The organism is Sulfurovum sp. (genome assembly GCF_041551015.1).
Lineage (GTDB): Bacteria > Campylobacterota > Campylobacteria > Campylobacterales > Sulfurovaceae > Sulfurovum.
In genome coordinates, this window is the sequence record NZ_JBFENQ010000077.1 from 1 (window position 1) to 8325 (window position 8325).

Annotated in this window: 9 protein-coding genes; 8 read left to right on the forward strand and 1 reads right to left on the reverse strand. The window is 36.9% G+C overall.

Annotated features, from left to right (window positions below; genetic code table 11):
- From ABZC96_RS06230 to ABZC96_RS06265, 8 genes are all read left to right on the forward strand, one after another.
- Window positions 1-532 (forward strand): fructosamine kinase family protein (locus ABZC96_RS06230; RefSeq protein ID WP_373029842.1); only part of this gene is annotated, 532 nt, incomplete at its 5' end.
- Complete coding sequence (locus tag ABZC96_RS06235; protein WP_373029843.1) at window positions 529-1035, forward strand: redoxin domain-containing protein; 507 nt, start codon at window positions 529-531, stop codon at window positions 1033-1035. The genes ABZC96_RS06230 and ABZC96_RS06235, both read left to right, overlap by 4 nt.
- A gap of 75 nt (window positions 1036-1110) precedes the next feature.
- Window positions 1111-1347, forward strand: coding sequence for a hypothetical protein (locus ABZC96_RS06240; protein WP_373029845.1), 237 nt, complete (start codon window positions 1111-1113; stop codon window positions 1345-1347).
- A 250-nt stretch (window positions 1348-1597) separates the two neighbouring features.
- The gene (locus tag ABZC96_RS06245) at window positions 1598-2377 is read left to right on the forward strand and encodes a TOBE domain-containing protein (RefSeq protein ID WP_373029846.1); all 780 of its coding nucleotides are present in this window, start codon (window positions 1598-1600) and stop codon (window positions 2375-2377) included.
- A gap of 3 nt (window positions 2378-2380) precedes the next feature.
- Window positions 2381-3874 (forward strand): OprD family outer membrane porin, encoded by a 1494-nt coding sequence (locus ABZC96_RS06250; RefSeq protein WP_373029847.1) that lies wholly within the window; start codon window positions 2381-2383, stop codon window positions 3872-3874.
- Window positions 3875-3886: 12 nt separating this feature from the next.
- Window positions 3887-4633, forward strand: coding sequence for a molybdate ABC transporter substrate-binding protein (gene modA, locus ABZC96_RS06255; protein WP_373029848.1), 747 nt, complete (start codon window positions 3887-3889; stop codon window positions 4631-4633).
- Complete coding sequence (gene modB / locus ABZC96_RS06260) at window positions 4633-5322, forward strand: molybdate ABC transporter permease subunit (protein WP_373029849.1); 690 nt, start codon at window positions 4633-4635, stop codon at window positions 5320-5322. The genes modA and modB overlap by 1 nt, the downstream gene beginning before the upstream one ends.
- The gene (locus tag ABZC96_RS06265; protein WP_373029850.1) at window positions 5322-6005 is read left to right on the forward strand and encodes an ABC transporter ATP-binding protein; all 684 of its coding nucleotides are present in this window, start codon (window positions 5322-5324) and stop codon (window positions 6003-6005) included. Before modB ends, ABZC96_RS06265 begins: the two co-directional genes overlap by 1 nt.
- Before the next feature lie 61 nt (window positions 6006-6066).
- Here ABZC96_RS06265 and ABZC96_RS06270 read toward each other — a convergent pair.
- Window positions 6067-8325, reverse strand: a 2259-nt coding sequence (locus ABZC96_RS06270; RefSeq protein WP_373029851.1) for an ATP-binding protein, incomplete at its 5' end; no start/stop codon positions are given.

The following is an 8325-nucleotide window of genomic DNA, read 5'->3' on the forward strand; positions in this document are numbered from 1 at the left end:
AACAAATGAAAGTCATATGTATGGTTATTATTATGATACCACCATTGGTCCTTTCCCTCAAAAAAATGAACAAACCCAGTACAACTGGACACTTTTTCTCGGACAGATGCGTATCATGCCTATGGCAAGAATCTGTTACGATGAAGGGAAGATAACTAAGAAGATGGTAGAACGCTTGGAGGGACTGTGTCGAGATTTATATAAACGTATCGATATGAGTAGGATATATCCTTCATTACTGCATGGTGATGTTTGGAGCGGGAATGTACTGTTTGAAAGAGAAGGGGCTTGTCTCATTGACCCTGCCATTTACTATGGAGACAAAGAGATGGAGTTGGCGTTCATACTGCTTTTCGATACATTTGGTGATGCTTTTTTGAATACCTACAGTGAAGTACACCCCTTAAGTGAAGATTTTTATGAAAGTAAAGTACCACTCTATCAGATATATCCTCTTCTGGTACATGTTGCTCTTTACGGAAGCAGCTATGTAGGGAAACTCGAACAGATACTCAAAAGGTTAAATGTATGATAGATCTTAAAAAGTGGAAGCTTAAATCAACACTCAAAGAGATATTTATCGCTTTAATACTTTTATTTATATTAACTAATATTATAAGTTATATCCGTCAGCCTGACCTTGGCACAACCCAACTACCTCAGATAGAAGTACAACTAATAGATGGAAGTACTTTTCAGATAGAAAAAGGTAAACCTTTAGTCATCCATTTTTGGGCTATGTCGTGTCCTATCTGTAAGCTTGAAGCATCAAACATTGATACAATCTCAAAAAAGTATGATGTGTTAAGCATTGCTGTGAATTCAGGCAGTGATGAAAAAGTAAAAGCTTATATGCAGGAGCATGGCTTTAGCTTTAAAGTGTTAAATGACGTAGATGGAGCCTGGGCAACGGAGTTTAATATAGAAGTTTATCCTACAACATTTATTTATGATGTAAAAGGTAAGTTGAGATTTACGGAAGTAGGGTACACGACAACAGCTGGCCTGTTAGCACGGTTAGAATGGATAGAGTAATGAAAAAGCATAGAAATATATTTTTCATCATATTTTGTGTTATAATAGTTGTATTTAAATACAAAGGAGTCGATGATGAAAATTACAAGTATTAAAAATATGTTGGTTGCTGGTGCAACCGTAGTATTGATGACAACAGGGTGTGCTCAGCCTGGACCAGAAGCAACAAAAGGTGCTCTAATAGGTGGTGCCGGTGCAGCAGGTGTGACTGCTTTAGTAGGTGGGTCAGGAAGATCAGTTGCTACTGCAGCTGCCGTAGGTGCTGTACTTGGTGGCGTTTATGGTGACAGCAAAGATAAAGCTAGTCAATAAACTTCACTATAAACTCACTGACTCCAGTCTTTTAGACTAAAGTCAGTGAGTTCTTATTTCTCAAAAATGAAGCGTTTATCTGTCTCATTTTTCCTCTACTGAATAAATAAATATCGTATAAGTATCAACATATACGATAAAGATTAGCCCATAGAATGTAGATGATCTTCATAGTAGATATTGCTTCTTTATGTATTTAAGTATATAACGCTATAATTTTCGTTATATATCTTAGTATATAAGGAAATAGATGGAACTTTCATCAAAGCTTACTTTAGAAATGTTAGGTAAACCTTTTTTACTTGAGAAACGTATAGAACTGCTCCATGCCATCCAAAAGTATGGTTCCATCTCTAAAGCAGCCAAAGCTGTACCTATGAGTTACAAAAGTGCCTGGGAAGCAGTTGACATGATGAACTCCCTTTCACCAGAACCTATCGTTGCCAGAGAGACTGGTGGGAAAGATGGTGGTGGCACAACTATTACTGCCTATGGGTTACAGCTTTTAAAAAACTACGCTGTGTTAAAAGAGGAGCATACACGTTTCTTAACAAGATTGTCAGAGTTAACAGATATCCAAAGTGGTGCATTTAAGACCATAGGAAGACTGGCGATGCAAATTTCGGCACGAAATCAAATACAAGCAGAGGTTGTCTCAGTAGAATCTCAAAATGTCAATGCAAAAATACATTTAAAGCTAAAAAGTGGACAAAAATTTGTTTCTGTGATCACGAAAGAAGCAGTAGAAGATTTGCATATAGAAGAGAATCAAACTGTAATAGCGATATTTAAATCCAGTGCGGTATTGTTGTTTAACTTAAGAGATGAAAAGTGTGAAGAGAATGGAATAGAAGGTATCGTCAACAAAATAGAAAAAGATGCTGAAAATGCTAAAGTGCAAGTGAATATAGGAAATCATGACACAATTGTTTCAGTGATGCCTGTAAATAGTTTAGAAGAAATGGAACTTAACGAGGGAAGTTCTGTGAAGGTTATAATAAAAGCCAATGATATTATGATAGGGAAGTAAAGAGTGAGACAGCTAAAAGCAGTATGGATTTTGATAGCTTTGTTAAGTACAATGTATGGGGCAGAAGATTCTCAGACACATAGTTTAAAATGTTATATGACTCATCTATATGATGAAGTGCCAGGTGAAGTAGACAATATATCTGATATGTTTTCACAAGGCATGTTTTATAAACGTTTACGTTTTAACAGCTTTGGTTTTAGGTGGAAAGAAGAGATAGAAGAAGAAGGCATTAAGATAAGGGAAAATCATGCTATCGCAGCTATAGGTGGAAGTTTGATCTATAAGAGTGCCTATCTGAATGGTTTTGGGGTAGGTACAGGATTCTATACAACCAGTGCCGCTGGTACTCTTGATGATGCAGAAGTCGATTTGTATAAAGCTGGTAAAGGTGTCATAAGTCGATATGATGTTACAACAGATGGTACAGCAAGTATAATCTCGTTGGCACAAGCGTATTTAGAATATAAAAATAAAAATGTTTCTGTAAAGGCAGGACGACAGATATTTGAGAGTTTTTTGACCAGAAGCAATGATACAAAAATGATACCCAATACCTTTGAAGGGGTCACGCTCAATAGTACATTTTTACCGAAGACCACACTAAAAATGGCATATTTAACAGAACAGAAGTTAAGAGACCACTCTGATTTTCATCATGTACTAGCTGCGGGTGATGATGACAATGACCCTTATGCCATATATAGTGAGAATGATGATTCTGCAATGCATTTTGGTTTAAAATTATCGGAACTGGAAGCTAGAGGAATAGATGATAAATTGATCATAGCAGATGCAAAAAATGAAAGCATTGAAAACTTAACATTGAGAATGAACTATACATCTGTACCTGATCTTATCTCTTCAGCGATGATTCAGGCTAATTATAGATTTTACTTGGGTGGCTTGTCAGTGATACCAGGGCTTAGATATATGCAACAATTTGATGATGGAGCGGGTGCCATAGGGGGTGCAAACCTTAAAGAAGAAACAGAGGGTTACAGTAATCCGGAGAGTTTGGACAGTAAACTGTATGGTGCAAGAGTAGATATCGTTGAAGATGCATTTAAATTGAGATTTGGATATACAAAAGTTGCAGATGAAGGTGACATAGTGGCACCATGGAGAGGTTTTCCCACTGCTGGTTTTACACGTGCCATGGCACAGTATAATTGGTATGCGAACACTGAAAGTTATATGGTACAGCTTGATTATGAATTTGAGGAGATTTCTGAATTTAAGGTCATTTCACGTTTTGTGGTACAAGATTTTGATGATGAGAAAATAGGTGTACAGGCAGATTCAAAAGTGTTTACAATTGATCTATTCAAGGGACTTGGTGAGAGTCCTTTATATCTGAAGACAAGATTTGCCCATGTAGTAGGAGATAGTGATACTATAGTACATGATATTATTGTTGATGGTGAACTCACTGATGTAACTAAAAAAGACCCCTCTTATAATGAACTCCGTTTTGAGATCAACTATCTGTTTTAAAGGATTAGGATGATGAAAAAAGTCGTATTAAGCATTTTATTGACTTTTTCGATGCTGCATTCTGGAGAGATAAGTATCGCTGTAGCAGCGAATGTAAGTTATGCCATTGAAGTGTTGAAAAAAGAGTTCAATGTCATATATCCGGAAACTAAAGTGCAAGTTATCCTTGGAAGCTCTGGGAAACTTACGGCACAGATCAGACATGGTGCACCTTATGGCCTTTTTATGTCAGCCAATATGAAATATCCTGAAGTACTTTATAGCGAGAAGATAGCAGTCACAAAACCTGTAGTGTATGCACAGGGAGCATTGGCATATTTGTCTGTAAAGAAACAGGATTTTTCTGCAGGTACGATGTTCTTAAAAGAGGATAACATTAAAAAGATAGCCATTGCCAACCCTCAAACCGCTCCTTACGGTATTGCTGCAGTCGAGGCATTGAAAAATGCAAACGTATATGATGCAGTGAAAGAAAAGTTTGTTTATGGAGAGTCTATCTCTCAAACGGTTGCTTATGCAACTACTGCGGCAGACATTGGATTGATCGCAAAGTCTTCACTTTTCAGTCCTCAAATGGCACACTTTAAAGAGGGGATTCATTGGAGTGATGTGAATGAAACACTTTACACGCCTATCGCTCAAGGAATGGTTATACTTAAAAGGGCTGAAAGTAATAGTGAGGTGAAAGCATTTTATGACTTTATGTTGAGTGATAAAGCAAAGGCTATCATGAAAAATTTTGGTTACAAGGTACCATAATGGTTGATATAGGCTCTTTAGATCTTTTACCGTTTTTACTCTCATTTAAACTAGCTGGCCTTACCACGCTTATTTTGTTCGTCTTGGCATTACCCTTGGCTTGGTACCTTTCTCAAACAACTTCCAAAACCAAACCTGTATTAGAAGCCATTACTGCATTGCCTATTGTACTTCCTCCTTCTGTTTTAGGTTTTTACATTTTAGTGGTTCTCTCTCCAAACTCTGCAGTCGGTACTTTTTTTGAAGATCTTTTTGGTGTCAAATTGGTCTTTTCTTTTACAGGTTTGGTGGTAGCCAGTTGTTTTTACTCATTGCCATTTATGGTGCAGCCTTTACAAAGTGGATTTGAATCTTTGAACAAACACATGTTGGAAGCTTCTTACCTTGCAGGAAAGTCTAGACTACAAACGATCTGGTACGTAGCTCTCCCAAACATTAAGCCTTCACTTATCACGGCACTTATTATTACTTTCGCACACACAGTTGGTGAGTTTGGGGTGGTACTCATGGTGGGTGGTAGTATTCCGGGTGAGACGAAGGTAGCATCAGTGGCCATCTATGAGATGGTTGAGGTGATGGAGTATGGGAAAGCACATGTTTATAGCGGAATCATGGTACTGATGAGCTTTGTAGTGCTTCTTTCTGTTTATATCTTTAATCAGAAACAAAAAAAGATAGGTATCCTTTAATGATACAGTTAGATATACAAAAAGAGTTACACGGTAGCGAAGGTGATATGAACCTTGATGTCAAGCTAGAGATACAAAAAGGTGAATTTATAGTACTGATGGGTGAAAGTGGTTCTGGTAAAACGACACTACTTAGAGTACTTGCAGGGCTGGAAAAAGCCAAGGGGAATATATTAGTTGAAGGTAGTGTCTGGTTAGGAGAACAAACTTTAGAACCACAACAAAGACAGATCGGTTTTGTATTTCAAGACTATGCGCTGTTTGATAATATGAGTGTAGAAGAAAATTTATTGTTTGTGGATAACGATAAAATATTGGCCAAGAGACTTCTTGAGATGACAGAGCTTAGTGGACTGCTGTCTCGTAATGTAAAAGGTCTCAGTGGTGGACAGAAGCAAAGAGTCAGTCTTTGTCGTGCCATGATGAAAAAGCCAAAGCTTTTACTCATGGATGAACCTCTTTCAGCACTTGACCCTGCAATGCGTACAAAATTACAAGATGAGATACGTAAACTACATAAGACATTTGGTATAACAACCATCATGGTAAGCCATGACACGGATGTCTCTTATCATCTTGCTGATCGTATCGTGGTTCTCAATCATGGGAAGATTATAGCTGATGGCACTCCCGAAGAGATACTTCTCAAAACTTCTACCGTGACTTATACACTTTCAGTGTGAGGAGTTTAGGGTGGGGTAGGCTTTCTTAAGTATACCTCTACCCTCCAGATATTTCTACTATCTACTCAGTTTCCTGGGTGATCCTATCCTCAAAATATGTTTCAAAGAGATGATTCAATGCCTCTAAATCTATCGGTTTTGAAAGGTAGCTATCCATACCTGCACTCATATATTTTTCTCTATCTCCAGAAAGTGCATTTGCGGTTAATGCAACGATCGGTATATGTGTTTTATGGTTGTTTCTCTCATAGCTGATAATCTGTCCTGTCGCTTCCATACCACCCATGACAGGCATTTCGATATCCATAAATATCATGTCATACTCATTTCTCATACGGTGTTCAAGAGCCTCTTTCCCATTATTTGCGATACTTACCTCTATACCGAGTCGATTAAGTACATTGCGTATAAGCTTTTGGTTAATGAGATTATCTTCTGCAACTAAGACATGTATATTTTCAAAGGTGATATTCTTTTTAGTCTCTGAAATATCCTCTTTATCATTTAGCATTCTAAGTGTTTTTGTAAAGTTTACGGGTTTATAAAGAATCCTGTCTATATGCGATTTGTATCGCTTTAAATTTCTTTTTTGATCTCCTGTTGACATCACAACTATCTTTGTGTCAAAGTCTAAGAACTGTTTAAGTTCATCCCCTCTATGACGGAATTTATGGTCAATAAAAAGAATATCAGGAAGTTGTGAAGTGCCTTTTAAGGTTAATAATGATTCATCCGTATAACGCTTGATTGTTGCTCCGGTGTAAGCGATATATGTTTCAAGGTTTTTGTTAATGTAATACTCTGCATCTATATGTGAACTGAGAATACCAACAGAGTATGAACTCATATCAATCACCTCTCTTTTTGTAGCAGTTTTAGGTTTCTTAAGTGCCAAAGTAAAGTAGAAAGTAGAGCCTTCATCTTTGATACTTTTAATACTCAGTTTCCCTCCCATATGATCTATAAATTTACCTGATATGGATAGTCCCAGACCTGTACCACCATACTTTCTACTCGTACTTACATCTGCTTGTGAAAAGGCCTCAAATATTTTTCCTTGTTGCTCTTGCGTGAGACCGATACCTGTATCAGAAACTTCAAAGTGGATGTTTACTTTATCATCATTCTCAAGGAGCTTCTTAATAGATACACTCACCTCTCCGTTCTTAGAGGTAAATTTAATGGCATTGCTCACAAGGTTCACAATAACTTGAGAAATTTTCGTAGGATCACCTATCAGTAATGTAGGTAGCGTTGGATCTAAAAAGATATTAAAATCAATATTCTCTTCTGCAGCCTTTGCAGCATAGGATTCAACAGCGGATTCAAAGCTATCTACAGGATCAAACTCTATAGCTTCCAATTCTATCTTCTGTGCTTTAATTTTAGAGAGGTCGAGGATATCATTTACAATAGTCAAAAGATTTTCGGAACTCTTCTCTATTACTGCAATAAATTCAGCTCGTTCATCTGGATCATCAGTCTCCTTAAGTAATTGTGTAAATCCAAGGATGCCATTGAGAGGTGTTCGTATCTCATGGGACATACTGGCAAGAAAGAGATCTTTTGTCTGATTGCCATCTTTAATGGTTTTGAGCAAAAATCTATAGATATGGTCGACTTTTCCATTACGGATTAATCTTTGAAGCTCATTTTGTTGATTTTCATTCAATACCAGTTTGATATCTCTTAAGGTCTCATCGGAAATATGTGTATCATCCTGTATTTTATTATATAAACTAAAAAGTTTAAGCAGTCCAAACAATAATATGAGTATTGCCACTCCATACCATGCTAGGATCTTTCTATGTTGTACTATCGTTTCTTGATCTATTTTTTGGATTTGTGTACGCAGTAGTGATTGTACTTCATTAAAGTAGTTCATTTTCATATCTATCTTGTTTAACCAACCCATAAGAGAGACAGAGTATTTTCCTGAACTTGCTTCATATAAGATCATATCACGTGCTTCACGCATAATGCGCTTATATGATTCTACTGAAAGTAGTTCGCTAAGTTTTAAAGCTATTGTACTGTCTGCTACTGTATAAAACTGGGGTAATGTATCTTTACGTATAAGCTGATTCCAAAGTTCTCTCTCTTCATAGCTCATTTTTCTTGATCCAAGTAAGATGGAAGAGATCAGTATATTCTCCTGTACACTGTTCTCTTTAAGTGCAGTATACTTTTGATACATCATCAGATAGCTTTTCTTCATCTCGGACTTTTCATCAGCAGCAATTTTTTGCTGTATCTCCAATAATGGGCTAAATACTTTATCATGATAGGCATGCAAAAAAATGTCTCTGTAGCTATCATG

Coding starts and splice junctions, on each gene's coding strand:
- ABZC96_RS06245 (WP_373029846.1), top strand. CDS start 1,598: ATGGAACTTTCATCAAAGCTTACTTTAGAAATGTTAGGTAAACCTTTT.
- modA (WP_373029848.1), top strand. CDS start 3,887: ATGAAAAAAGTCGTATTAAGCATTTTATTGACTTTTTCGATGCTGCAT.
- modB (WP_373029849.1), top strand. CDS start 4,633: ATGGTTGATATAGGCTCTTTAGATCTTTTACCGTTTTTACTCTCATTT.
- ABZC96_RS06235 (WP_373029843.1), top strand. CDS start 529: ATGATAGATCTTAAAAAGTGGAAGCTTAAATCAACACTCAAAGAGATA.
- ABZC96_RS06240 (WP_373029845.1), top strand. CDS start 1,111: ATGAAAATTACAAGTATTAAAAATATGTTGGTTGCTGGTGCAACCGTA.
- ABZC96_RS06265 (WP_373029850.1), top strand. CDS start 5,322: ATGATACAGTTAGATATACAAAAAGAGTTACACGGTAGCGAAGGTGAT.